We start from the raw sequence: 23,860 nt of genomic DNA, 5'->3' as shown, positions 1-23,860 counted from the left end.
GGCATGGAATCATGGAGGGAGCAAATCCTGGAAAATTTCATGGAAAAGTTGTTTTTAAAATCCATTCTTTTACATAAGTTTATATCTTGAGTTTATTGGTATAGATGAAAAAAACAGAGGAAGTGATGAAACCGATTACACCGGCAAAACGGGTTGAAAACGTTAAATACGCCATACGGGACATTGTTGCCATCGCAAACAAAGCGAAAGCATCCGGAAAAGAGATGATTTATCTGAATATCGGGGATCCGAATATTTTTGGGTTTCGGACACCTCAGCATATGCTGGATGCTGTAACTGATGCCATGAACCGCAACATGAACGGATACTCCCCTTCTTCCGGCATAGAAGAAGCGGTGGAAGCAATCCGGAAACAGGCTGCTCGTTCAGGAATTCAGAACATCCGGGATATTTTTGTTTCAACCGGTGCCAGTGAAGCGATTGAACTGTGTCTTACAGCCTTGCTTAACCCCGGGGATAATGTATTGCTGCCATACCCCGGATATCCTCTCTATACATCAGTTGTGGGGAAACTTTCCGCCGAAATCAATCCTTATTATCTAAATGAAGAGAACGACTGGAATCTAGATGTGGCAGATATTGAGAGCCGCATCAACGAGCGGACCAAAGGTATTGTGATCATCAATCCAAACAATCCCACAGGTGCCATTTATCCGCCGGAGACATTGAAACAACTCATTGAACTGGCCCAAAAGTATAATCTGGTGATTTTCAGCGATGAAATATATGATAAACTCTGTTTTCACGGACAATCCTACACATCCCTGGCTTCCCTGACTCAGGATACACCGGTTGTCACGTTTAACGGACTCTCTAAATCCTATCTGGTGCCGGGATTCCGAATCGGCTGGGCTATTTTCAGTGGACCCGAAGAACTGATGCATGATTACATTGAAGGTGTCAATAAGATGGTCCGTGCAAGACTCTGTGCCAACCATCCCATGCAATATGCCATCAAACCGGCGTTGGAAATGGATCAATCTCACATTCAATATGTCCTTGGCGAACTGGAAAAACGCAACCGGATTACGGACGAAATGCTGAATGATATTCCTGAAATCAGCTGTGTCCCGGCGAAAGCAGCCTTTTATGCCTTTCCAACCCTGAACATCCCGGATCGTGACCTGGATTATGTATCAGATCTCATCCGTGAAACCGGAGTTGTCACGGTTCACGGCAGCGGTTTCGGACAAAAAGAGGGGACACAGCATATGCGGGTGGTTTTTCTGCCGGAAGAAGACAGGCTTATCAAAGCTTACGATAAAATCCGGGATTTCACCCGGAAGCGGTACCATTCATCATAAATCATATCATGATCAAAAAGGTCCGTCACGGACCTTTTTTTATTCTTCTATCTTTACATAAACCTGGATATTGGCAGGTCCAAGACTGGATGAACCAGTGCCACGTTCCGGATCAGGTGGTATATGGCCTAAATCAGGCACTGTCTGGACCAGGTCAGTTTCCATGCTCACGTCTTCACCGGGCAAATATTGAAAAAGACCTTCCTCTACCCTGCCGTCATGATAGGCCATTTCAAGCCATTCGTACAATCCACCGGGCGGTTGGGTGACCACATAGATTCCTTCATGAATAACTGGTGACACATTTTTCATATAGGTATACATCTTAAATTCACCGGTCTGATAAAACACAAGTTTCATGCTGTCAATCACGGATGGTTGCAAAGCAGAAAGATGATCTCCTTCACTGATCCAGACTCCGGTAAGATTTTCAGACTGGGCATCACCATCCCCTTCACATCCTGAAATAAGCGCAATGCTTGTCACCATAAGAGCGAGTGTTATCATTATCTGAAGAGGTCTGATCATGCCTGGAAACCACTTTTTATATAAGTTTTAGTCTTTAGGAAATCAGGAATCATAAATACGCAAATGCTTTTACACCGTATCCTTCTCTGTTTCGGACAGCTTCATTTTGCTGGTCAGGACCCCCAGGCTTACCGAAAGTTGGGCATTTTCCACAATCACATTGTCAGGAACGATGAGGGCTTTCGGAGCAAAATTCCAGATACCCTTGATAAAGCCCTGCACCATCAAATCGGCCACTTCCTGGGCAGCATCTTCACCCACCGTAATAATCCCTATATCAATTTTTTTCCTCAATGCCAGGTTCGGCATTTTTTCCACGGGGAGGACATCCACACCAAAGATTGTTTTACCGATTCGCCGGGGATCCTTGTCAAATGCCGCCACAATATTCAAACCATACAGACGAAAGCGCTGATATCCCAACAATGCCGTCCCCAGATTTCCGACTCCGACAAGAATCGCATCCCTTTGGACATCCCACCCGAGAAAAGCTTTGATCTTATCAATCAATTCCTGAACAGAATATCCTACACGCGGTTTGCCTACAATCCCTGTTAAAGCCAGATCTTTCCGTACCTGAGTCGGATCCAGATACAATTCGTTGGAAATAAAGGTACAGGAGACATAAAGCCGGTTTTCACGAAGTAAACGAGTGAGGACATGTAAATAAGCGGGCAGTCGCCGCATTGACGGTTCCGGAGCAGAGAATTTCCTGATTTTTCGCATAATACATCTCCAATAGAGAATTATTTCACGAATAATAGCTTTTTTTACAGGTTAAGTCAAGAATTCATCCTCAATTATAAAACTCTAAGCATAGTTTAAGCTTTTTTTTTCCTTGAAATTGAATAATTTCATGTATGATTGCTTCACAGCGTACATTACTGATACAAATTGTATTGCTTGTATTCGGACTCATCTTTTTTGGGGCGCTGGGATACCACTATATTGAGGAGTTATCCTGGTTCGATTCTTTGTACATGACGGTGATTACCATCAGCACTGTGGGTTACGGCGAAGTTTTTCCCCTGTCCACCGCTGGCCGTGTATGGTCGCTGATTCTGATTTTATTCGGAGTGACCATCCTGGGTGTTATCGCGGGGAAGTTTGCCGAAGTATTAACAGATATACGGGTTTTCAGGAGACATAAAATGCTTAAAAATATTAAAGAGATGAAAAACCATATTATTGTTTGCGGCTATGGAAGAATGGGACATATTGTCTGCGAATCGCTGATCCATTCCGGTCAGCCTTTTGTAGTTATTGACCGGGACGAAAAGGTCATTGAAGAGCTGATGCATGATCAGATCCCGGCAATCCAGGGAGATGCAACACTGGATGAATTTTTGGAAAAGGCGAATGTCAAGGATGCCCGGGCCTGCGTCTGTACCCTGGAAACGGATGCAGACAATCTCTTCGTCACTTTTTCTGTTCGTGAGAAAAACAAGAAGGCACTGATTATTGCCCGGTGCAAAGAATCGGCCAACACGATCAAACTCCAGAAAGCGGGGGCAAACCGCGTCATCAATCCTTATGAAGTGAGTGGAAAAACCATTGCCCAAATCCTTCTGCAGCCGGCCATTCATAACTTTATTGAAATTTTCCGCAGCAGGGATATTGATCTGGCAATGGAAGAAATTGAAATCCCCAACGATAGTTTTTTATCTGACAAACGCCTGATCGATGCACCCCTTCGGTCTAAATACAACCTGATGATTACTGTGATTTTTGATAAAAACCACGATCCTTATTTTAACCCTTCATCGGATCACGTTTTGAAATCCGGTGATCATGTGCTGATCATGGGTAAGACCGATGATTTGAATCATCTGAAGAAGGATTTGGGGATCTCATCCTGACAGACTATTTCTTTAGAGGCATGGTTTATGGTAGTTTATATGTTTCATCGTATTGGGGGATATGGACTGTCCAATGGAAAGTCTCATTAATTTTCTCTGCCAGACTCCTGGATGCTTCCGGTTCGCCATGAACAATAAAAACAGATTTGGGCGGATGTGTGAGTCCTGCCAGCCAGGCCAGAATTTCTTCATAGTCGGCATGGGCTGAAAAACCACTGATTTGTTCTACCCTGGCCTTCACGGGAATGTGTTCACCATGGATTTTGATTTTCTTTTTTCCTTCCAGCATCGCCCGTCCACGGGTCCCCTCTGCCTGATACCCAATAAACAAGACAGTATGTTTCGGATCAGGGAGGCGGTACTTTAGATGATGCAGGATTCGGCCACCTGTCAACATACCACTGGCACTGATGATGATACACGGTTCCCTGAAATCGTTGATTTTCTGGGATTCTTCCCGGGTCTGGGTGAATCGGGTATTTTGGGTTTTGAAAGCATCTATCCCCTTAATATGGAGCAAACGGGCATCCAAATCCTGATTCTCGATGTGCCTGGATGTAATTTCTGTGGCATTGATGGCCATGGGACTATCGACAAAAACGGGGACTTGTGGAATCCGTTTCTGTTCTTCAAGATCCCTCAGGATATACAAGAGCTCCTGAGTCCGTCCCACAGCAAAGGAAGGTATGATCACGCTTCCCTTTTTCCGGATTGTTTCTCCAATGATCTCCTCCAGTTTTCTTTCCGGATGATTTTCCTCATGAAGACGGTTTCCATAGGTAGATTCCACCAAAAGATAATCAGTATTGTAAATTGTAGCAGGATCTTTCAGGATGGGTCTGTTGGCCCGACCCAGGTCTCCACTGAAAACAATTTTCCGTTTGTCACCTTCATCCGTTTGCCAATAAAGATTTACAAAAGAGGAGCCCAGAATGTGTCCTGCATCCTTCAACTTTGCCTTTACTCCGGGTATCACCTCAAATTCAAAACCGTAGGACACCGGTTCCAACAAAGCAATCGCCTTTTCAGCATCTTCCTTGTTATAAAGGGGGAGGGCCGGTCTGTGTTTGGTTGCACCGATTTTATTCAGGAATCGGGCATCTTCTTCCTGCAGGTGAGCCGAATCCATAAGCATGATCTTTAACAGGTCTACTGTGGCAGTATTTGCATAAACCGGACCAGAATACCCCTGTTTCACCAGACGGGGTAAATATCCTGTATGATCGATATGGGCATGGGTAAGGATTATGGCATCAAGTGAGTGAATATCCAAAGGCAAGGGCGCCCAGTTCCGCTGCCGCAGTTCCTTAAGACCCTGAAACAAGCCGCAATCAATCATGATCCGCTTTCCCCGGCTCTCAAAAACATATTTTGATCCGGTTACCGTACCTGTCGCTCCCAGGAATCGTACAGAACTCATGAGAACTCCTTCACTTATAGTATTGTTATTCTTTAGTCATCATCATAATTTACATCTTAATGTTTCAATAAACTAAGGAATGAAAGAAGATATGGATACTCAACACGCTTTTTCGAAAGATCCTTTTCATCATGATATCATTCTAAAAACGCTGCAATCTACTCTCAATGTGAATGATTACATTTCTGTTTTGGACAGAGATTGTACATACCGGTATGTCAATCTAGCCTATAAAAAATATTTCAATCTGGATGAAGCGGATATACTGGGCAAAACACACAAGGAACTGTTTGGCGCGGAATTTTATAAAAAGACCATACGACCCAATCTGGAAAAGTGTCTGCAAGGTGAATCCGTCCACTATTCAGCCTGGTATAAACACAATAAAATTCAAAGATATATCAGTGTAACATGTCTTCCCTACCGTCCATTTGGTGACGCAATCATGGGAATTATCATCAACGGACGGGATACAACAGAGCTGAAAAATATATCAGACAAACACAAAATTCAAAAAGCATATTTTGAAAACCTTTTCCAGCAATCCCCGGATGCCATTGCTATTCTAGACAATAACGACAGGGTGGTTAATGTCAATGATGCCTTTACCGAACTCTTCGGCTATACTCTCCGGGAGTCACTTGGAAAACCTATTAACAGCCTGGTTGTCCCTGATGATCTGAAGAAAGAGGGACTGGAGGCCACCATGAGTGTTGCCAGTGGGCAAAATATCAGTCTGGAAACCGTCCGTAAAACAAAATCAGGCAAACTGATCCATGTCTCCATTATTGGCAAACCGATTCTGATGGAAAACAATCAACTGGCTGTTTACGGCATCTACCGGGATATTACCCGGCGGAAAAAAACAGAGGAAAAGATAGCCCGGGATTTAAAGGAAAAAGAGGTTTTGTTGAAAGAGATTCATCATCGGGTGAAAAATAATATGCAGATTATCTCGTCCCTGTTAAACATGCAGATTCGTTATGTAAAAGATGAAGCTGATAAGGAAATTTTCAGGGAGAGTCAGAACCGGATTAAATCCATGGCATTGATACACGAACGCCTATACAAATCAGATGATCTGACCCATATCAGTTTTGAGGAATATACCCGAAAAGTTGTCAGTTATCTTCTTGCTTCCTACGAATCTGGACCCAAAAATATTGATTTTATCTTCGATATTGAGGATTTGGCGATTCCCATCAACCAGGCAATTCCCTTAGGACTGATTGTGAATGAAATCATATCAAACAGCCTCAAATATGCCTTTAAGGATACACCTAAACCCGTTATTCATATTTCATTACATAAAATTGATTCAAGGTTTGAGATGATCATTCAGGATAATGGATGCGGTTTGGATTTGTCAAAAAAACCGGAAGAGTCAAAAACCATGGGGATTCATCTTATCAAAACCCTGACCGCCCAGTTACACGGGACCCTGGACATGGAATCGGATCAGGGATTGGCATATACCATCCACTGGTAAGGATCAGCCGGTTATATCAAGCATTTTATTCAAGGCCGTGTAGGCATCCCGCGCGATATCCGGTTTTACCCTGACCTGATGTATGACGTGTCCTTTGGATAATTCTGACAACAGGTGATGTAATTTTTCAGGAGTGGTCATGGACATGGTGACACATTGATATCCGGGATTACTTAATTGTAAAATTGTTTTATCAGGAAACATGTCCTGAAGCCGGTTCACCATGTGTGCCTCAGTCCCAACCGCCCATACACTACCGCTTTTACTCTGTTCCACCTGACGGAGTATTTTCTCCGTACTTCCGGAATCGTCGGCTTGAGCCACGACATCATGGCTGCACTCCGGGTGAACAATGACCCGCACACCGGGGTATTTTTTTCGGATATGCGCCACATCTTCCGTCTTAAAGCGGCGATGGACACTGCAATAGCCATCCCAAAGGAGAACTTTTGCCGTGTGAATATCCTCCTGGAATACCGGATTGAGCATATCCCCTTTGAGATGATAGATCAATTCCGGAGGGATTCCCTTAGCCAATGCCGTATTTTCACCCAGGTAGCGATCCGGAAGAAAAAGGATTTTATCGCCCTGTTTCAATGCCCAGTCAAATATTTTCCCTGCATTTCCGCTGGTACAGACCGTCCCCCCGTTTCGGCCTACAAAGGCTTTAATCACGGCTGTAGAATTGATATATGTCACGGGGATAATCTTCCCATCTACCTGATCTTTCAGGGTACGCCATACACTTTCCACTTCTGTAATATCTGCCATTTCAGCCAGGGGACACCCGGCTTTGGGCTCCGGTAAGAGAACCACCCGGTCCGGAGGGGTTAAAATATCGGCACTTTCTGCCATGAAATGGACACCGGCAAAAACAATATATTTTTTATTCCGGATTTTAGCCGCTTCTTGCGCCAGTTTTAATGAATCTCCTACAATATCCGCTATGGCGACAATCTCGTCCTGCTGATAGTGATGGGCCAGAAGTATTATCTCGTGGCTCAGTTCATGTTTCAGGGTCCGGATATCTGTGAGGATCTGATCCTGAGTCCGGCGGGATTTAAAATATTCTACTCCTTTTTCAAAGGCTTCCATACATATCCTTTCGCTTTAAAAGTCTATCCCCTTTTTTCCGGGAATCCCCTTTTGAAATGGGTGCTTAATCTCTTTCATTTCCGTCACCAGATCCGCAATCTGAATCACAGCATCTCCCGCTCCACGGCCTGTAAGAATCAGATCAATCGTATCCGGCTTATCCTGAATGAAATCCAGAAGTTGTTTTTCCGGAATCAGGTTCACCTGGACCGAAACCAATATTTCATCCAGTATGATCAGGCGATATGCCCCTGAAAGCATTTTTTCGCGGGCAAAAGCCAGGGCACGTTCAGCCGCTTCCCGGTGTTCCTTCTCCGGTACTTTATCTCCCATGATGTGGTAAAAACCTTTACCCATCCGGTGAATTTCAAAATCAGGAGCCAGTCGTTTGACGGCATCCAGTTCTCCATAGTGCCAATCACCCTTGATAAACTGGATCATGCAGACCTTGCAACCATATCCCAGGCATCGGAGCGCCGTACCCAGGGCAGCCGTGGTTTTTCCCTTCCCGTTTCCGGTATAGACCAGGATTAATCCTTTTGAATCTTTCATAGTCACTCCGATTTTTGCCCTAATATACAGAAGATTCCCAAAAATGGCCCGGGATTTGAAAATGGATGATTTAAAAGCTCCTGCTTTTTTATTATATTTCCAAAAACAGGATAGCCATCATGAAAAATACATCCGATCATACAGAAAACAGCGGAAATCACGATCAACATTCACAAAAATCAACATCCCGGGAAACGGAAAACACCTATTGGGAATTGTTGAAAAAAAAGCGAATCCAGAAAAAAATCACTCTTGAAGATCTGAGTCTGAAAACAAAAATCAATGTCCGTTATTTTGAAGCCATTGAACGGGGGGATTTTTCTGCGCTTCCTGAAACATACATCCGTTTATTTTTAAAATCCTATGCACAGGAATTAGATTTGGATTTTGAGGAAATTCTGTCCCACACTCCGGAATCCATTCAAAAAAAACCTAAAGTCCCGGTGGCCACAACACAAGGACATGAAAACACGAAACCTCTCCGGATCAGGAGCCGTCGAAAACGCAATCCTCTGTTGCTATTATCCGGTGTGATTATCATTGCTGCTGCTGTGATTGTCTTTGAATACTATCAGAATACGTCTGAGGATCCCACCAATACCCCTTTAACCGATACACTGGCACAAACCACCCTCCGGAGTGATGCCGAAGCGATCCAGGTATCCAATGATATGGAAAATCTGGATCCGGATGATGAAACGATTCTCACACAACCTTATACCATTGAGATACTCCCTGAGGAGAATCTCATCTATTTGCTACAGGTAAACAACGAACGTTCCCGGGAGAATCTTATTCAGAAAAATATTAACCACAGTATCACACTGAATTCCCCCTTCAAGCTGAAAATTTTCCAGCCTGATAAGTGTCGGATTATGATAAATAAGCAAATTCTCCCTGTGGAAACCAACAAACCTGTCGTTGTCCAGGTGAATGAATCAGGAAAATTGACGCTTTTCGGATCAACACAATGACATTCAAGCGATATTTTCTTCTTCTTATTCCAATTTTATGCACTGTTGCCTGTCAATCCAATATCAACCGAATTGAAGTTGAGATTGTATCAAACACACAATCCGCAGCTGTTGATTCATTAAAATATGCCTTAACAGGGCTTCAGGGAATCAGCTATGTAGCCCTGAGTCCCGATACTACACACATTACCCTGAAATATGACCGCTATAAAACCCATTCGGATGTGATATTGCAATGTATTGCCAAGTATGGATATCATCCCCGCATGATATCCAAAAAATCCATCCCCAATGAAGAGGAGTCTGCCCCATGAAAGAAAGCATCACCTATGAGGAAGCTCAAAATCTATTTGATACATACCTGAAGACAGACTATCTGAGAAAACATTCCCGGGAAACGGAAGTCATCATGCGCCACTTAGCCCGGGTATTACATGAAGATGAAGAATTCTGGGGGATTACAGGGCTGCTACACGACCTGGATATGGATGCATGCGAGGGTGATTACAGCAGACACGGATTCAGGACACTGGAAATCCTGAAAGATGAAGGATATGACATTCCTTCCATGTTCCAGGCCATTCTGTCCCATACCGAAGGACTGGATTCCAGCCGTCCGAAACGGGAAACTCTTCTTGATTATTGTCTGGCGGGAGCAGAGAATATTACCGGTATTATATCCGCTTATGTATTGCTGAAACCCGGCGGAAAACTGGAAGGGACAAAACCCAAATCTATCCGAAAAAAATTGAAAGATAAATCCTTTGCCGCCTCTGTAAACCGGGAATTTATTACCGACACCTACCTGCATGCAAATATGGAAGAATCGGAATTTATTCAACTTGCCATCGATGCCATGACAGAAATAGCAGATGAAACAGGTATGTAACACCATATCATCCTCCTTGTAACAGCCGGGTTTTGTTTTAAAGTCAGAAAGTCCTTATATTCAGAGTGAAATGTTAGGGGTGCTATCCTAAAAAGGATGGCTGAGAGCAAACCCTTGAACCTGAAACGGATAATACCGGCGGAGGAAAACATGAAAATATCTCATCTTATCATCGCCATCTCACTTTTAATCAGTAACAGGATTCATGCCGATGTACTTGAGGGACTCGTTATCTCTTCGATAACCGGTGAGCCTGTCCCTTATGTGAATATCTCCATATCGGGGACGGATCAGGGAACCATCAGTAATCCGGACGGATATTTTTTGGTAAAAACCGACACATTGCCTTTACAGGTGAAAATCGGTCATATCCAGTTTAAAAACAGGATTCTCAAATTGAAGGATCCTTACACAAAAATCATCCTGGAACCGGATGTCCTTCAAACGGAAGAAATTCGTGTAATCGCAAGCCGGGCTGTAAAGGGTAAAACACCGGTCGCCTTTTCCACCATTGATCAGAAGGATATTCAAACGGCCTACTCACATCAGGATGTCCCTATGGTGATGAAGAAAACACCGGGGGTTTATGTCTACTCAGATGCAGGAAATGGAACAGGATATTCCTATCTGAAAATCCGTGGATTTTCCCAGGACCGGATCGGCATCATGCTGAATGGCATTCCCTTGAATGATCCTGAATCCCATTCTGTGTACTGGGTGGATCATGGGGATATTCTCGCCTCGGTATCCAACATCCAAATACAAAGAGGTACCGGAAATTTTCTCAACGGAGCTACGGTTTTCGGGGGGACGGTGAACATGGAAACCAATTATGCCCATTTACCCCGGGGAATTCAAATTTCCACCGGTTATGGAAATTATATGGGTTCAGGAGGACTCGATTTACCCGGCTATAAGATATCCTCCACGTACAATGGCAGGCCATTTGCCGATAAACCTCTCTACGTTTATGCCCGGGGGAGTTACATGGACAATCCCGGATACCGTGTAGGAAGCGGAACCACACAAAAATCCTTCCATACCGGATTTCAAAAACAGAGTCCGGACAGGATGACCCGGGTGGAGTGGATTTTCGGTGATGAAATCACGCATTTTTCCTGGGATGGTATTTCGCCTCAATATGGATATGATCTGAATAACCGGGATGATCGCCGGTATAATTTTTATGCCGATCCCGCCTATAACGGCGGTTTTGATGATGCAAACAAAGATGTTTTCACACAGCATATCGTTTCTTTACAACACAGCCGAAAATTTACCTCCTCCCTGCTGAACCTCACACTGTATGCCGTCAAAGGCGATGGATATTATGAACAGTTTAAAGGCACTCAGTCCGTCAAAGAATATCATCTGACATCCCTGCTTCCCGATACAGCATCTGTAGACCTGATCCGACAGAAATGGTTAAAGAATGATTATCAGGGACTCCTCCTTCAATACAATTTGCAACATATCAACAACATGGACATGACCCTGGGAACGGAAGCCCGTTTTTACCAGTCCGACCATTTCGGAACCGTCACCTCGCTGGAAAATGTTCCCTTGTCGCCACCTGATGATCATAAATACTATTATTCGGACAGTTATAAAAATTCAGTTTCTTTCTATCTTCATACCGTTTATAAGCTCAGCGAAAACCTGAGTTTCCTTACAGATGTGCGATTCCTCTCTCATTTTTACACATTTGAACAGGATCAGACAGGTGCTTTCAAAGGATATGAATACACTTTGAAATATCTGTTCCTGGATCCGCGATTGGGTATCATGTGGGAAGCAGCCGACGGATTGACACTCTTTGCCAATATCTCCACTGCTCACCGTGAACCGGCTGATTCGGATATTTATGACCAGTCTGATCCTGATGCTGAACCGGCTATCCGGTGGACAGACTCAAAGTATGCTGAGCCGCTTGTTAAAGAAGAACGGCTGATACATACTGAACTGGGTATCGATTATTCCACCGACCGGTTATCCGGGGCTTTGAACCTGTACCGGATGGATTTCCGGAATGAGCTGATTCCCATGGATTACCGGTACCGGGATGACGATAACATCCTTAAAGGGAATGTACCCAAAACCATTCATCAGGGCATCGAAACAGATATTGCGTTCCGGTTCAACCGACATGTATCCCTCCGTTCCAATGTGAGCTATTCCAATAATTCATTTGTTGAATTTTTCGGAGATGCCCTGGGTTGGGGCGGATATGGGTCTATCGCGGATTATTCAGGAAAAACCATTCCCGGTTATCCGTCTCTCATGGCCAATCTAAGCGGAACCTTCAGTCTGGGAGGATATTCACTAAACCTGGATATACAATACACCGGTAAACAATATATCGATTTTTCCAACACAAAAGATGCAGCCGTATCGCCACATACCATCGTAAATATGGCTTTAAACCTGCCATTCATTCAATCCCGTGCCGGAAATCTGACGATGGATGTAAAAATCTACAATGTTTTCGATACCTTGTATGAAACCTTTGGATATAATTATTATCTGGATCCCGACACACGTATTGATGTCTACTGGCCTGCAGCCACAAGGAATTTCTTTTTAACAGCCACCTGGCACATTAAAACCGGTTTATGATGGGATTAATTCATAGTCCCAGTGTTTCAGACTTCCCAATGAAAAAACGTGGGGAATTCCCTTCTTTTTCAGAAGATCCACGGCGAGGGATGATTTAAGTCCGTTCTGGCAATACACCACAACTATTTTATTCTTTGGGATTGAATGAACCTTTTGCTCCAATTGAGAAAAAGGGAATGAATGGGCGCCGGGGATGTGTCCTTCAATATACCGGTCCGGAGATCTCAGATCCAATATAAAAAGATCTTCCGGTGTATCCTGAAAAATTTCACGCAACTTATGTCCATGAATGACAGGGAATGTCTTGATTCTTTCAGGCATGATCATTTACCTGTTTTGAAATTTTGCAGCTTTAACCGTATTCACCATAAGCATTGCAATGGTCATGGGTCCCACACCACCGGGAACAGGCGTAATGGCCGAAGCGATCTCCGATGCTTCATCAAATTTCACGTCACCGGTCAGACGATACCCCTTATCAGTTGAAGGATCATCCACACGGTTCATACCCACATCGATGACAACCGCACCGGGTTTAATCATATCTCCGGTCACAAATTCCGGCACACCGGCAGCAACGATGAGAACATCCGCCGTGCGTGTGATGGCACCCATATCCTGGGTTCGCGTATGGCAAATAGTTGCAGTGGCATTGGCATCTTTCTTTTTCTGGTACAGCATATTCAGCATGGGTTTACCGACAATATTGCTACGGCCTACCACGACAGCATGTTTCCCTTCCAGCGATATCTTATAATAACGAAGTATTTCCATAATTCCGGCAGGTGTACAGGGCTGAAAACCCTCTTCATCCAAAATGAGCCGCCCCACATTTTCCGGATGAAAACCATCCACATCCTTTTCCGGACGGATCCGGTGTATGATTTCTGATGCATCCAGTTGCCTGGGCAACGGCATCTGGACCAAAATACCGTGAAATTTTGGGTCATGGTTCAGTTTATCAATGATGGTATTCAATTCTTTTTGGGATACATCTTTAGGCAGAGTGATAGTCTCGGAAAATATTCCCAGTTTTTCACAGGTCCGGCCTTTATTTCTCACATAAACTTTTGATGCCGGATCTTCCCCTACCAGAACCACAGCCAGACCGGGATAGATATTCTCCTTCTTCAGGGCCTCCACCTCATGTTTTACCGATTCTCTAACGGATTTGGCTACATCTTTCCCGTTAAGAAGCATCGCTTTCATGGTGTCTCCTCTTTTTTTATTTCGCATAGCTGACAGACCGGTGCTCCCGGATAACCGTCACTTTAATCTGTCCCGGGTAGGTCATTTCATTTTGAATTTTCCCGGCAATATCATCGGCCAGCAAATCTGCATCCCGATCGTCAACGGAGTCCTGTTCCACCATTACCCGGACTTCCCGGCCGGCCTGAATGGCGTATGTTTTGCTTACACCGGAAAATCCGTTTGAAATCTCTTCCAGCTTTTCCATCCGGTGGATATAACTTTCCAGGGTTTGTCCACGTGCACCTCTTCGGGAACCGCTGATGGCATCGGCAGCCTGGACCAGGGCAGAAATGGGATGAATCATTTCTACTTCATCGTGGTGGCTTTCAATGGCATTCACGACTATCTTGTTTTCACCGTTCCGCCGGGCAATTTCACCGCCAATCAGGGCATGAGTCCCTTCAATATTCCGGTCGTAAGCTTTTCCCAGGTCGTGCAAAAAGCCCGCCCGTTTGGCCAGTGTTCCGTCAAACCCCAGTTCAACAGCCATCAAACCTGCAAGCCAGCCCACTTCTATAGAGTGTTTCAAAACATTTTGTCCATAACTGGTCCGGTATTTCAGGCGACCGATAAAATGCATCATTTCAGGATTCAGGGGAGGGAGTTCCAGTTCCATCAGGGCATCCTGCGCTGCCTGTATAATGGATTCCTCAATTTCTTTCGTGGCTTTTTCGATCATTTCTTCAATCCGTGCAGGATGAATCCGGCCATCCTGAATTAATTTTTCCAGGGCGATTCGGGCTGTTTCCCGGCGAATGGGATCAAATCCGCTCAGAACCACTGCTTCAGGTGTATCATCCACAATCAGTTCTACACCGGTAAGGGATTCAAAGTGACGGATATTCCGTCCTTCACGTCCGATCACCCGTCCTTTCATCTGTTCATTGGGCAGGTTCACAACAGTCACCGTCGTTTCGGCCGTATGATCAGCCGCGGAGCGCTGAATGGCTTCAATAATAATTTTCTTTGCTTCTTTATTGGCGTTCAGCAGAGCCTGCTCACGGATTTCCTTTACCTTCACCTGGGCATCCATCCGGGCTTTTTCAATCATGCTGTTCATGAGGATTTCCTTGGCCTCGTCAGCACTCAACCCGCCGATTTCCTCCAACTTTTTTTGCTGCAGACGAATCAGGTTTTCGATTTCCTCAGCCCGTTCCTCCAGCTTTTTATCCTTTTTCCGGAGTTCATCTTCCTGCTTCTGGATATTGTCGTACCGCTGATCAAGAAAATCGCTGCGACGCTCCAGGTTGCTCTCCTTTTTCAGGATCTCCTTTTCAGCTTCACGAACATCTTTGAGTTTCTGTTTGTACTCTTCCTCGGCATTCTGTTTAATACGAAGGGCTTCATCCTTCGCTTCAAGAATGCGCTCCTTTTTTATGCTTTCCCCTTCTTTACGGGCATTTTCCAGCATATCCTGGATGTGATTCTTCAATCCACCCAGCTTAATGCGGACATAAAGCCAGTAAATCAGGAAGCCCACTAAAAAGGATACCGTTGAACAAATAATAATATTAAGCATCAGTTCATCTCCTGGTTAAAACCAGGAAAACCGGATCTCTGCAGATAAAATCAGGTGTCGCTTAAAGAACGATCAATCGTGAGAATCAATTCCCGGGACTTTTCTTCTACACTGTCCAAAAGACTTTCGTGTTCATCCCGGTACTCCAGATATTCCCCGGCAATATTCATTGCCGCCAGAACAGCTATTTTATGAACAGCCGCAGAGGATGACATATTGGCACCGACTTCATGCATTCTGTCATTTACCAGGGCGGCGATGCGTTTCAACTGTTCCACATCCACTTTGCCCCGAACCGGATAGTCCTGGCCGTAAATTTTCAGGACAACCGATTTTTCTTCATTCTCCACGCTCATGGTTTAATTCCGCCTGCGCCTTCAGTTCCTCATCAATCCATCCCGATATTTTCCGGAGACTTGTCCGGATTTTCTTCACAGCTTCCTGGATGTCGGGGTTGGGTTGACTCCGGGACTGACGAAGGCGTTGATTCTCCTCTTTTACAGACTGCAGATGTTCCACCAGCAGATGTAATTTGATTTCCAGTTCTTCAAGAGCCCTGATGTCCATTATCTGAGTTGAGCTCCATATTTCCTGATCAGTATGTTAAATATCTTTTCCATGATGCGGTCCACATCCTGATCTTCAAGGGTCCGGTCATCACTCTGGAACCAAAGCCTGTAAGAAAGAGCCTTTTTTCCGGGAGTGAGTTTCCGGTCATCCATGAATTGATCATAGACAACCACATCCTTCAGAAATTTACTTCCTTTTTGATGAATTTCCTTCATCAGAGTTTCAGATTCCATGTTTTTATCTACCACAATGGAAATATCCCGGGTCATTGAGGGATAGGGTGAAACCGGTTTGTATTTGAAAACTTCTTTGCGACGTTTAAAAATTTCATCCAGTTTCAGTTCCAGAACAACCACCGGATATTCCAGCTGATATTTATTCAGAAATTCGGGGTAATACTCACCGATTTTTCCAATTTGTGTTTTCCCCGAAGTGATGTCCATGATAATGCGATATGTGTCCGGATTAAAATCTGTCTTATTCAGAGAGATATCCGTGATCCCCAGGTTCTCCAGAAAACGTATCAGCATACCTTTTCCATAAAAGAAATCAGCCGGTGCAGGACTTCCGAGCCAGTGAAGATCCCACATGTCACTGCACATGATCACTCCCAAATTCTGGTGTTCACAGACTGTGGTTTCCGACGATGGATCTTTCTCCATTACCCGTCCGATTTCGAATAGGCGAACATGTTGCCTTTTTCGGGCAGCGTTCAGTTTTAAATTGTGCAGCAAGGGCTGAATCAGGTCAGTTCTTAAAAAATTCATGTCCACTGACAAAGGATTCATCAAACGAACAGGCTCATACTCCCAAATTCCGGCTTTAGCCATATCCTGTGAAACAAGGGAATTGCTGATGGCTTCGTGAAAACCAAATCCCATAAAAATCTCACGGATTCTGTTAAAAAAGGGATTCAGCGGGTCTACCGTTTCAGGCATGGAAAACTGAAGTCGTGAATTTGCCTGGATTTTATTCAGTCCGTAAATACGGATAATTTCCTCAATCAGATCAATTTCCCGTTCCAGATCGGGACGAAAGGTGGGGGCAAGAACGTGAATCGTTTGATCGTCCATAGACAGAACGGAAATATCCAGAGATTCGAAAATTGTGAGACAGGTTTCGGGGGGAATATCGAGGGATGTAATTTTTTTCAACCTGTCAAAGCGCATGGTGATGGGAAGGGATTCAATCTTTTCCGGGTAGACATCAATCATCCCTTTTGCACAGCTTCCCCCTGCCAGTTCAAGGATCAGGGATGCCAGCCGGTCCTGGGCATACACACAGTTTGCATTGGGATCCGTTCCCCTTTCAAAGCGCTTGGAGGAATCGGTGGAGAGCAACTGCTGCTTGGATCCTTTACGGATGGTCGGTGGGTCAAAATAAGCACTTTCTATCAATACATTGACGGTATCGTCGGAAATTTCAGAATCGAGTCCGCCCATTACACCCGCCATGGCGACCGGTTTTTTTCCGTCACAAATCAATAAGACATTTCGGGAGAGAGTCCGTTCTTTATGATCCAGGGTTTCAAAAGTCTCCCCTTCTTCCGCATACCGGACCACAATCCGGAGTTCCGCTAATTTATCATAGTCAAAGGTATGGAGAGGATGTCCGGTTTCATGCAATACATAGTTGGATGCATCCACCACATTGTTGACCGGTCGCAAGCCAATGGCTTCGATCCGTTTTTTCAGCCAGTCCGGACTGGGACTGATGCTCACATTCCGGATGACTCGGGCTGTATATCGTGGACACCCATCGGAGGCAGGGACATCCACCTGAGCCAGGGAATGGACATCCGGTCCTGTTTCCTGAAGTGTGATTTCAGGAATTTTCAGGGGTTTACCGGTAAGAGCCGCCACTTCCCGGGCGACCCCGATATGGGACATACAATCGGGGCGGTTTGCCGTTAAATCGATATCCAGAATCACCGTTTTAGGGAGGTAATCGTTCAGGGATTTACCAATTTCACAGGATTCATCCAGGACCATAATTCCGGAATGATCTTCCGAAAGGCCCAGTTCATCCTCGGCACAAATCATACCATTGGATGTAACCCCCCTCAGTTTTGCTTTTTTCAAGGTGAATTCAGGTGTCAGGGATGTCCCTACCGTTGCCACCGGGACTTTCTGGCCGGCAGCCACATTCGGGGCGCCACAGACAATCTGAGCCGGTTCGGGTTCACCGGTGTTCACAAAACAAACAGACAATTTATCGGCATTGGGATGATTTTCTACAGAGACGACTTCCCCCACTATCACGCCTTCTGGAACCCTTGGACCAGATTCAACAATCTGGCACTCGAGTCCCGCCTCCGTCAGCAGATCGCGGATTTCTTCAAGAGGTCTATCTATATCTACATAATCCTGAAGCCAGTTCAGATCAACTTTCACAGTGAAACTCCATCATCGGTATGTCGAATCAGAATTGTTTTAAAAATTCGACGTCATTATCAAACAGCATGCGAATGTCAGGGATATCCAGCTTTTGCATAACTGAACGATCTACGCCCAGGCCAAAAGCATATCCGCTTACTTCTTCCGGATCATATCCTACTGCCTTAAACACATTGGGATCCACCATTCCGCAACCCAGGATTTCCAGCCAGCCGGTATTTTTACAGACACGGCAACCTTTTCCATTACAGAGAAAGCAGGATACATCCACTTCCGCAGATGGCTCAGTAAATGGAAAGTAACTGGTACGGAACTTGATCCGGGCATCAGAACCAAAATACATTTTGCAAAAGAGTTCCAAAGTTCCCCTCAGATCGGCAAAGGTCACATTTTTATCCACATAAAGGCCTTCGATCTGGTGGAACATGCAATAACTCCGGGCACTGATGGCTTCATTCCGGTAGACTCTTCCCGGAGCTACAATCCGGACCGGTGGTTTATGTTGTGTCATATACCGGGTTTGCACCGGAGATGTATGGGTCCTGAGCATAATCCCTTCATCCACATAAAACGTATCCTGCATATCCCGTGCCGGGTGATTGAGGGGCAGATTCAGGGATGAAAAATTGTACCAGTCTGTTTCCACTTCAGGCCCATAGGCGATATCAAAACCCAGCCGGGCAAAAATTGACAACATTTCGTCAATCGCCTGGGTCAGGGGATGACGGGATCCTTTAAAGATGGGAAAACCGGGAAGGGTATAATCCACATTGTGGGATTCATCCACTTTTTCCTGCAGTGTCTGAAGCAAGGAATCCACCTGGTTCTGAAGCTCATTTTTCAGGCTGTTCAGCGCCTGCCCAATGGTTTTACGTTCCTGGGGGGGAACGTCTCCAATCCGGGAAAAGAGTTTGCTGACAAGCCCTTTCCGGCCCAGATAGGTATTTTTCAGTTCTTCCCAGCTTTTTAAGTCACTAATACGTTCGAGATCAGTATTAAACTGATCCCGAACGTGATTGATTTTTTCCAGAAGTGTCATAAACGTGTTTTTCTACTTGAGTGATTCCACCAGCTTCTTGAAACTCTGAGGTTCACGTATTGCCATTTCGCTCAGTTGTTTCCGGTTGAGTTTGATGTTGTTTTCCTGCAGTTTGTGAATAAACACAGAGTAGGACATATCGTACTGGCGGACGGCGGCATTGATACGGGTAATCCACAAACGGCGAAAATCCCGTTTCTTACGCCTGCGATCGCGATAGGCATACAGCCAACCCCGTTCGACAGCTTCTTTTGCGGTTCTATAAAGTCTGCTTCTGGCACCCCAGTAGCCTTTTGCCATTTTCAGTATTTTTTTATGGCGACGATGTCTTGGTACAGAACTATTTGCTCTTGGCATATTTCACCTCCTTTAAATTCCCAGCATCCGTTTTACCCGCCGTCTTTCAGCATTTGAAACCACGGTGGGTTTTCTTAATGAGCGTTTACGCTTCGTGGTCTTGGATGTGAGCAGGTGACTGCCGTAAGCTTTCACGCGTTTGATTTTCCCGGTGCCCGTCACTTTAAAGCGTTTGGCGGCACCGCGATTTGTCTTCATTTTGGGCATTGAATGCGACTCCTTTCATTTGGCGACGAGATAGGTGGTTAAGAAACGACCTTCCTGAGACGGTTCACTTTCCATGCGGGCAATATCCGACAATTGTTCGCTCACCACCTCGAGGACTCTGTGTCCATACTCTTTGTGAGCCATTTCCCGCCCCCGGAACATGACCGTTATTTTCACCTTGGATCCGTCTTCAATAAACTTGCGGATCTTTTTGGCTTTGGTCTCAATGTCATGGACATCGGTTCCGGGTCTGAACCGGATCTCTTTCATCTGCACGACGTGCTGTTTCTTCCGGTTTTCCTTCTCGTGCTTGTGCTGTTGATACTTATACTTTCCAAAGTCAAGTATCTTGCATACAGGGGGATTTGCATCCGGGGAGATTTCCACCAGATCCAACTCTCTTTTTTCAGCTTCTCTGAGCGCCTCTTGTATGCTTACGATACCAATTTGATTGCCATTTTCTTCAATCAGTCGAACTCTTGGAGCACGAATCTCCTGATTGATTCGTTGGCTGTCATCTTTTTTCGAAATAGTCTCTCCTTTGTTTCGGGTTAACTGACAGACCTGAACCTATTCCGTATATTCAGGTCTTGATGCTTCCTGCATCCAATTAATAAACTCATCGAAACGAAGTGAACCCTGGTCCCCTTTCCGGTGTTGCCGGACACTGACCAGGCGATCTTCCACTTCTTTATCTCCAATTATACACATAAATGGGATTTTATTCAATTCCGCATCGCGTATTTTTGCACCTATTTTCTCCTGACGGTCATCTATTTCCACCCGGATTCCCTTTTGAAAGAGAGAATCGGCGATTTCACGGACATATTCCAGGTGACGATCGGCAATCGGCAAAAGTTTCACCTGGACCGGAGCCAGCCACATGGGGAAATGTCCGGCTGTATCTTCAATAAGAATCCCGATAAAGCGTTCCAGAGAACCCATGATAGCCCGGTGGATCATAAAAGGCCGGTGTTTGTTCCCGTCCGTGCCGGTGTATTCCATATCAAAGCGTTCCGGCTCGTTGAAATCAAACTGGATGGTGGTGCATTGCCATAAGCGGCCGATGGCATCTTTGATTTTTATATCAATTTTAGGTCCATAAAAGGCACCGCCTCCCTCATCTACTTCAAAATCAACCCCTTTCTTTTCCAGAGATGCCCTCAGGGATGCCTGGGCTTGTTCCCAATCCGCCGGATCACCGACAGATTTTCCTTCAGGGCGTGTAGATAGGTAGACTTCAAATTCGGTAAATCCAAAGGTTTTCAAATAATCAAAAGAGAACTGGATGAGTTTTTCCACTTCTTCATTTAACTGATCCGGTGTACAGATGATATGGGCATCATCCTGAGTAAATCCCCGGACCCGCATGAGTCCATGTAAAACCCCGGACATTTCATAACGATACACCGTTCCCAGTTCAGCATAGCGGACAGGCAAATCCCGGTATGAATGTTGCCGGCGTTTGAAAATCATAATATGAAAGGGACAGTTCATGGGTTTGATGTAGTAATCCTGGCCTTCAACCTCCATGGGACTATACATGGAATCTTTATAGAAACCCAGATGTCCGGACGTTTCCCAAAGTTCCGCCTTACCAATATGGGGAGTCTGGACCAGTTCATAACCGGCTTTCCGGTGTTCCACATGCCAGAAATCTTCAATAATTTTTCGGAGCGTTGCCCCTTTTGGGAACCATAAAGTGAGTCCCTGGCCTACCCGGTCGGAAAAATCAAAAAGATCCAGTTCCCGTCCCAGTTTCCGGTGATCCCGCTTTTTGGCTTCCTCCAGGAAATTCAGATAATTCTTGAGTCCCTTTTTGTCAGGAAAAGCCGTTCCATAAATCCGGGACAGCATTTTATTCCGTTCATCACCGCGCCAATAGGCGCCGGCCACACTTAAGAGTTTAAAGGCCGGGACTTTGCCGGTTGAGGGAATATGGGGACCGCGGCAAAGATCAGAAAATTCTCCCTGTGTATAGATGGATAAAATCTCATCTTCCGGGATTTCACGAATAATCTCCACTTTGTAGGTCTCACCCAGGTTTTCAAAGAAACGGATCGCTTCATCACGGGTCACTTCCCGGCGGGTGACCGGAAGATCTTCGGAAATGATTTTTTCCATTTCCTTTTCAATCTTATCCAGATCCTCTTCGGTAAAAGGGTCCGGGGCATCAAAATCGTAATAAAACCGGTTTTCGATGGCCGGACCGATGGTCACTTTCACATCCTTAAAAAGCCGCTGAACCGCCTGAGCCATAATGTGGGCTGTACTGTGGAGAAGTATTTCATGGGCTTCAGGGGATTTATAGGTAATCAGCAGAATTTCCGAATCATTTAGCAAGGGACGTTTCAAATCAATCAGCTTACCGTTTACTTTTGCGGCAAGACAGTTCCTTGCGAGTCCTTCACTGATTGATAAAGCCACATCGTAAGGGGTCGATCCTATGGGAAACTCCTGAACACTACCGTCAGGAAGGGTAATCTTTATTGTGTCTGTCATGGGTTTTCAGTTTTTCTCTCATCGTTACATTGTCAATTTTCAAACTTCGTATAATATACATACCTTCATCTGTTCATACAATTACTTTTGGACGTTGTTTAGTCGGCAGTCGGCAGAAAGTAGCGAGGTGCGAGGTACGAGGTGCGAGGTACGAGGTGCGAGCTCCGTGAAATGGGATCAGGGCAGTGACGCGTGACGCGTGACGAGTGAAAAGGGGTTTTTGTGGGATAATTATTCTTTAGAGCGAAGAATATTAGAATATGTTAGTAGAGTGTTTAAAATAGAGATTTGTTTTGAAATCACACAAAGATTTGGATGTTTGGAAAAGAAGTATTGCAGGTGTGACCGGGATATTCAGTCGACAGTCGGAACCTGAGCCCCTGAACCACCCATCAGGAGCGAAGTGACGCTAACTTCAGACAGGCCGCAGCCTGTCCCTACATCTTCCAACTTCCAACTTCTGATAAAGCTGCGCAGCAGCGTTTGAACACCGTCAGGCGTTGGAATACCGCATAGCGGCTATTGAACACCGATCATTGTAAGGTGCTTAAAAATGATATAGATTAAATATCGCTGTTTATGCAAATCATGTCTCTTTCACGAAACCCAATTCATCATTCTTCATTCAATTCATCATTCATCATTCATCATTCATCATTCAAAATAATAGTGTATCCCCCCCTGAGGAATGTACATGATAATTTGAAAATCCGTTTCTCCGCCAATCGAGAGAGTGAGTGGCCATTCAAGAGCCAGATGGATGTTTTCGGTAATGTGGTATTCAAATCCGAATCCGGCCCCGGCGTTCACCTGTAAGTTCGTATCCCATGTGTTTTTTTCCGGGGAAATATACTGTCCATATTGATGTTTGCGGCTTGTTTCTTCCTCTGCATCAATATAAATGGCTGATCCACAAAGCAGATAGAGTGTGGATTTCTCTGCTTTGCGAAGAGTTTTATAAAGATTCACGCCGACATTTCCATTGATATACATATTCCAAGCATATTCCGTCACTACATAATCCGAATACCACAAAGCACTTTCAGCCGGCAGTGTCTCATTCCGGTTCCAGCCAACGAGTCCTCCGTTGATCTGATATCCCCCTTTCTCATCAATTTTCCGATAGGAAAAACCGGATCCGCTGATCAATCCCCCGGCAAAACCAATGGCTTTCGAAAGCATCTTCCCCTCCTGTCCCCAAGCCAACGACGTAAATAATAAAACACTCAATAGGACTTTATTCCCTTTCATGTCACCCCTCCTGTTTTTTCT

General features: G+C 45.0%; 24 protein-coding genes and 1 riboswitch. Of the genes, 7 read left to right on the top strand and 17 right to left on the bottom strand.

What is annotated here, in order from left to right:
* Positions 1-104: 104 nt before the first annotated feature.
* Complete coding sequence (locus tag strainIA91_RS05345) at positions 105-1,325, top strand: aminotransferase class I/II-fold pyridoxal phosphate-dependent enzyme (protein WP_400168097.1); 1,221 nt, start codon at positions 105-107, stop codon at positions 1,323-1,325.
* Between the two features lie 39 nt (positions 1,326-1,364).
* Here strainIA91_RS05345 and strainIA91_RS05340 read toward each other — a convergent pair whose 3' ends face one another.
* Together strainIA91_RS05340 and strainIA91_RS05335 are read right to left on the bottom strand one after the other, a co-directional pair.
* Complete coding sequence (locus strainIA91_RS05340) at positions 1,365-1,814, bottom strand: hypothetical protein (protein ID WP_400168096.1); 450 nt, start codon at positions 1,812-1,814, stop codon at positions 1,365-1,367.
* A gap of 108 nt (positions 1,815-1,922) precedes the next feature.
* Positions 1,923-2,579 carry a redox-sensing transcriptional repressor Rex gene (locus strainIA91_RS05335; RefSeq protein ID WP_400168095.1) on the bottom strand — a complete coding sequence of 219 codons (657 nt, stop codon included), beginning with the start codon at positions 2,577-2,579 and terminating at the stop codon, positions 1,923-1,925.
* A 134-nt stretch (positions 2,580-2,713) separates the two neighbouring features.
* Between strainIA91_RS05335 and strainIA91_RS05330 the strand changes: the two genes are divergently transcribed.
* Positions 2,714-3,712: a potassium channel family protein gene (locus strainIA91_RS05330; protein ID WP_400168094.1), complete on the top strand. Its 999-nt coding sequence runs from the start codon at positions 2,714-2,716 to the stop codon at positions 3,710-3,712.
* 25 nt (positions 3,713-3,737) lie between these two features.
* Here the strand turns inward: strainIA91_RS05330 and strainIA91_RS05325 are convergent, their stop codons facing one another.
* The gene (locus tag strainIA91_RS05325) at positions 3,738-5,132 is read right to left on the bottom strand and encodes an MBL fold metallo-hydrolase RNA specificity domain-containing protein (RefSeq protein WP_400168093.1); all 1,395 of its coding nucleotides are present in this window, start codon (positions 5,130-5,132) and stop codon (positions 3,738-3,740) included.
* Positions 5,133-5,211: 79 nt separating this feature from the next.
* Between strainIA91_RS05325 and strainIA91_RS05320 the strand changes: the two genes are divergently transcribed.
* Positions 5,212-6,621, top strand: a complete 1,410-nt coding sequence (locus tag strainIA91_RS05320) for a PAS domain S-box protein (protein ID WP_400168092.1) — start codon at positions 5,212-5,214, stop codon at positions 6,619-6,621.
* 3 nt (positions 6,622-6,624) lie between these two features.
* On the opposite strand, the gene nadA is transcribed toward strainIA91_RS05320, so the two are convergent.
* Both nadA and cobO read right to left on the bottom strand, forming a co-directional pair.
* Positions 6,625-7,716 (bottom strand): quinolinate synthase NadA, encoded by a 1,092-nt coding sequence (gene nadA / locus strainIA91_RS05315; RefSeq protein WP_400168091.1) that lies wholly within the window; start codon positions 7,714-7,716, stop codon positions 6,625-6,627.
* Between the two features lie 15 nt (positions 7,717-7,731).
* On the bottom strand, positions 7,732-8,268 hold the full coding sequence (cobO, locus tag strainIA91_RS05310) for a cob(I)yrinic acid a,c-diamide adenosyltransferase (protein ID WP_400168090.1): 537 nt from the start codon (positions 8,266-8,268) through the stop codon (positions 7,732-7,734).
* Positions 8,269-8,387: 119 nt separating this feature from the next.
* Here cobO and strainIA91_RS05305 point away from each other — a divergent pair, with 119 nt between their 5' ends.
* The 4 genes from strainIA91_RS05305 to strainIA91_RS05290 all read left to right on the top strand — a co-directional run bounded on the left by strainIA91_RS05305 (position 8,388) and on the right by strainIA91_RS05290 (position 12,747).
* Positions 8,388-9,242, top strand: a complete 855-nt coding sequence (locus strainIA91_RS05305) for a helix-turn-helix domain-containing protein (protein ID WP_400168089.1) — start codon at positions 8,388-8,390, stop codon at positions 9,240-9,242.
* Positions 9,239-9,556, top strand: a complete 318-nt coding sequence (locus tag strainIA91_RS05300; protein ID WP_400168088.1) for a hypothetical protein — start codon at positions 9,239-9,241, stop codon at positions 9,554-9,556. The genes strainIA91_RS05305 and strainIA91_RS05300 overlap by 4 nt, the downstream gene beginning before the upstream one ends.
* On the top strand, positions 9,553-10,131 hold the full coding sequence (locus strainIA91_RS05295; RefSeq protein ID WP_400168087.1) for an HD domain-containing protein: 579 nt from the start codon (positions 9,553-9,555) through the stop codon (positions 10,129-10,131). Before strainIA91_RS05300 ends, strainIA91_RS05295 begins: the two co-directional genes overlap by 4 nt.
* A 65-nt stretch (positions 10,132-10,196) precedes the next feature.
* Positions 10,197-10,295, top strand: a riboswitch (TPP riboswitch).
* A complete protein-coding gene (locus tag strainIA91_RS05290; protein WP_400168086.1) occupies positions 10,282-12,747 on the top strand; it encodes a TonB-dependent receptor in 2,466 nt (821 codons plus the stop codon). Its footprint overlaps the riboswitch before it by 14 nt.
* Here the strand turns inward: strainIA91_RS05290 and strainIA91_RS05285 are convergent.
* The 12 genes from strainIA91_RS05285 to strainIA91_RS05230 form a co-directional block, all read right to left on the bottom strand.
* The gene (locus strainIA91_RS05285; RefSeq protein ID WP_400168085.1) at positions 12,742-13,068 is read right to left on the bottom strand and encodes a rhodanese-like domain-containing protein; all 327 of its coding nucleotides are present in this window, start codon (positions 13,066-13,068) and stop codon (positions 12,742-12,744) included. The two genes, strainIA91_RS05290 and strainIA91_RS05285, sit on opposite strands and share 6 nt — an antisense overlap.
* Before the next feature lie 6 nt (positions 13,069-13,074).
* On the bottom strand, positions 13,075-13,956 hold the full coding sequence (folD, locus tag strainIA91_RS05280; protein ID WP_400168084.1) for a bifunctional methylenetetrahydrofolate dehydrogenase/methenyltetrahydrofolate cyclohydrolase FolD: 882 nt from the start codon (positions 13,954-13,956) through the stop codon (positions 13,075-13,077).
* A gap of 16 nt (positions 13,957-13,972) precedes the next feature.
* A complete protein-coding gene (rny, locus tag strainIA91_RS05275; protein ID WP_400168083.1) occupies positions 13,973-15,517 on the bottom strand; it encodes a ribonuclease Y in 1,545 nt (514 codons plus the stop codon).
* Between the two features lie 50 nt (positions 15,518-15,567).
* Positions 15,568-15,873, bottom strand: coding sequence for a cell division protein ZapA (locus tag strainIA91_RS05270; RefSeq protein WP_400168082.1), 306 nt, complete (start codon positions 15,871-15,873; stop codon positions 15,568-15,570).
* Positions 15,857-16,084 carry a hypothetical protein gene (locus strainIA91_RS05265; RefSeq protein WP_400168081.1) on the bottom strand — a complete coding sequence of 76 codons (228 nt, stop codon included), beginning with the start codon at positions 16,082-16,084 and terminating at the stop codon, positions 15,857-15,859. Before strainIA91_RS05265 ends, strainIA91_RS05270 begins: the two co-directional genes overlap by 17 nt.
* Entirely contained in the window at positions 16,084-18,480 is a 2,397-nt protein-coding gene (gene pheT, locus strainIA91_RS05260; RefSeq protein WP_400168080.1) for a phenylalanine--tRNA ligase subunit beta, read from the bottom strand. The genes strainIA91_RS05265 and pheT overlap by 1 nt, the downstream gene beginning before the upstream one ends.
* Before the next feature lie 28 nt (positions 18,481-18,508).
* The gene (pheS, locus tag strainIA91_RS05255; protein ID WP_400168079.1) at positions 18,509-19,522 is read right to left on the bottom strand and encodes a phenylalanine--tRNA ligase subunit alpha; all 1,014 of its coding nucleotides are present in this window, start codon (positions 19,520-19,522) and stop codon (positions 18,509-18,511) included.
* Positions 19,523-19,534: 12 nt separating this feature from the next.
* Positions 19,535-19,879 carry a 50S ribosomal protein L20 gene (gene rplT, locus strainIA91_RS05250; protein WP_400168078.1) on the bottom strand — a complete coding sequence of 115 codons (345 nt, stop codon included), beginning with the start codon at positions 19,877-19,879 and terminating at the stop codon, positions 19,535-19,537.
* Between the two features lie 12 nt (positions 19,880-19,891).
* Complete coding sequence (gene rpmI, locus strainIA91_RS05245; RefSeq protein WP_400168077.1) at positions 19,892-20,086, bottom strand: 50S ribosomal protein L35; 195 nt, start codon at positions 20,084-20,086, stop codon at positions 19,892-19,894.
* A 15-nt stretch (positions 20,087-20,101) separates the two neighbouring features.
* Positions 20,102-20,617, bottom strand: coding sequence for a translation initiation factor IF-3 (gene infC / locus strainIA91_RS05240; RefSeq protein ID WP_400168240.1), 516 nt, complete (start codon positions 20,615-20,617; stop codon positions 20,102-20,104).
* Between the two features lie 39 nt (positions 20,618-20,656).
* Entirely contained in the window at positions 20,657-22,588 is a 1,932-nt protein-coding gene (gene thrS / locus strainIA91_RS05235; protein WP_400168076.1) for a threonine--tRNA ligase, read from the bottom strand.
* A 654-nt stretch (positions 22,589-23,242) separates the two neighbouring features.
* Positions 23,243-23,839: a hypothetical protein gene (locus tag strainIA91_RS05230; protein WP_400168075.1), complete on the bottom strand. Its 597-nt coding sequence runs from the start codon at positions 23,837-23,839 to the stop codon at positions 23,243-23,245.
* Positions 23,840-23,860 lie beyond the last annotated feature (21 nt).

It is taken from the genome of Candidatus Neomarinimicrobiota bacterium, from assembly GCA_041154365.1.
GTDB classification, from domain to species: Bacteria; Fidelibacterota; Fidelibacteria; order Fidelibacterales; family Fidelibacteraceae; genus Fidelibacter; species Fidelibacter multiformis.
Note: the sequence above shows the minus strand (reverse complement) of the source record. Positions and strands in the feature narration are given on the sequence as shown.

Coding starts and splice junctions, on each gene's coding strand:
- strainIA91_RS05345 (WP_400168097.1), top strand. CDS start 105: ATGAAAAAAACAGAGGAAGTGATGAAACCGATTACACCGGCAAAACGG.
- strainIA91_RS05340 (WP_400168096.1), bottom strand. CDS start 1,814: ATGGTGACAAGCATTGCGCTTATTTCAGGATGTGAAGGGGATGGTGAT.
- strainIA91_RS05335 (WP_400168095.1), bottom strand. CDS start 2,579: ATGCGAAAAATCAGGAAATTCTCTGCTCCGGAACCGTCAATGCGGCGA.
- strainIA91_RS05330 (WP_400168094.1), top strand. CDS start 2,714: ATGATTGCTTCACAGCGTACATTACTGATACAAATTGTATTGCTTGTA.
- strainIA91_RS05325 (WP_400168093.1), bottom strand. CDS start 5,132: ATGAGTTCTGTACGATTCCTGGGAGCGACAGGTACGGTAACCGGATCA.
- strainIA91_RS05320 (WP_400168092.1), top strand. CDS start 5,212: ATGAAAGAAGATATGGATACTCAACACGCTTTTTCGAAAGATCCTTTT.
- nadA (WP_400168091.1), bottom strand. CDS start 7,716: ATGGAAGCCTTTGAAAAAGGAGTAGAATATTTTAAATCCCGCCGGACT.
- cobO (WP_400168090.1), bottom strand. CDS start 8,268: ATGAAAGATTCAAAAGGATTAATCCTGGTCTATACCGGAAACGGGAAG.
- strainIA91_RS05305 (WP_400168089.1), top strand. CDS start 8,388: ATGAAAAATACATCCGATCATACAGAAAACAGCGGAAATCACGATCAA.
- strainIA91_RS05300 (WP_400168088.1), top strand. CDS start 9,239: ATGACATTCAAGCGATATTTTCTTCTTCTTATTCCAATTTTATGCACT.
- strainIA91_RS05295 (WP_400168087.1), top strand. CDS start 9,553: ATGAAAGAAAGCATCACCTATGAGGAAGCTCAAAATCTATTTGATACA.
- strainIA91_RS05290 (WP_400168086.1), top strand. CDS start 10,282: ATGAAAATATCTCATCTTATCATCGCCATCTCACTTTTAATCAGTAAC.
- strainIA91_RS05285 (WP_400168085.1), bottom strand. CDS start 13,068: ATGCCTGAAAGAATCAAGACATTCCCTGTCATTCATGGACATAAGTTG.
- folD (WP_400168084.1), bottom strand. CDS start 13,956: ATGAAAGCGATGCTTCTTAACGGGAAAGATGTAGCCAAATCCGTTAGA.
- rny (WP_400168083.1), bottom strand. CDS start 15,517: ATGCTTAATATTATTATTTGTTCAACGGTATCCTTTTTAGTGGGCTTC.
- strainIA91_RS05270 (WP_400168082.1), bottom strand. CDS start 15,873: ATGAGCGTGGAGAATGAAGAAAAATCGGTTGTCCTGAAAATTTACGGC.
- strainIA91_RS05265 (WP_400168081.1), bottom strand. CDS start 16,084: ATGGACATCAGGGCTCTTGAAGAACTGGAAATCAAATTACATCTGCTG.
- pheS (WP_400168079.1), bottom strand. CDS start 19,522: ATGACACTTCTGGAAAAAATCAATCACGTTCGGGATCAGTTTAATACT.
- rplT (WP_400168078.1), bottom strand. CDS start 19,879: ATGCCAAGAGCAAATAGTTCTGTACCAAGACATCGTCGCCATAAAAAA.
- rpmI (WP_400168077.1), bottom strand. CDS start 20,086: ATGCCCAAAATGAAGACAAATCGCGGTGCCGCCAAACGCTTTAAAGTG.
- thrS (WP_400168076.1), bottom strand. CDS start 22,588: ATGACAGACACAATAAAGATTACCCTTCCTGACGGTAGTGTTCAGGAG.
- strainIA91_RS05230 (WP_400168075.1), bottom strand. CDS start 23,839: ATGAAAGGGAATAAAGTCCTATTGAGTGTTTTATTATTTACGTCGTTG.